Genomic DNA, 882 nt, shown 5'->3' with positions numbered 1-882 from the left:
GCCCGGCATCGCCTACGACCTGCGGCCGGGCAAGCCGGACCTGGCCGCGTTCCCCCGCGACCGCTGGGCCGCGACCCTGCGCGACGTCCTGCGCGAGCTGCCGCACTCGGCCCTGAACTATCCGGATCCGTCGGGTGTGCCGGAGCTGCGTGCCGAGCTGGCCGGGCACCTGGCACGCGTGCGCGCCGCCGTGGCCGACCCGGCGGCGCTCGTCGTGACCGCGGGCGTGGCCCAGATGCTGGCGATCGTCCCGCGTGTCCTGATCGAGGAGGGGCACCGGCTGCTCGCGGTGGAGAACCCGCTGGGCCACCACCAGATCCCGATGATCCGCGCCACGGGTGTCGAGCTGGCCGGCGTGCCCGTGGACGAGGAGGGCATCGACGTCGACGCGCTGGCCCGTACGCGGGCGCGGGCGGTGCTGGTCACGCCGGCCCACCAGTTCCCCACCGGGGTCGTGCTCTCCCCGCGGCGCCGCGCGGCGCTGATCGACTGGGCGCGCGACGTCGACGCGCTGATCATCGAGGACGACTACGACGGGGAGTTCCGCTACGACCGCGACCCCGTCGGCTGCCTGCAGGGGCTCGCGCCGGAACGGGTGCTGCTGGCCGGTTCGGTGAGCAAGGCGCTGTCGCCCGCGCTCCGCCTCGGCTGGGCGGTGGCGCCCCCGTGGCTGGCGGTACGCCTGCGCGCGGCGCGCGGCCTGCACGACCTCGGCTCGCCAGTGCTCGACCAGCACGTCCTCGCGCGCCTGATCGCCGGCGGCGAGTACTCCCGGCACCTGCGGCAGATGCGCCGGACGTACCGGGACCGGCGGGACGCGTTCGTGGCGGCGCTGGCCGAACGCCTGCCGGAGGTACGGGTGCACGGTGTCTCCGCCGGCCT

1 protein-coding gene is annotated in these 882 nt (G+C 76.1%); it reads left to right on the top strand.

Features of this window, described 5'->3' with window-relative positions:
* Positions 1 to 882 (top strand): aminotransferase-like domain-containing protein (locus ACFFNX_RS51450; protein ID WP_378213819.1); only part of this gene is annotated, 882 nt, incomplete at both ends.

This window comes from Actinoallomurus acaciae (assembly GCF_042429965.1).
In the GTDB taxonomy this organism is placed as follows: Bacteria; Actinomycetota; Actinomycetes; order Streptosporangiales; family Streptosporangiaceae; genus Actinoallomurus; species Actinoallomurus acaciae.
This window is presented reverse-complemented; position numbering and strand designations above follow the sequence as displayed.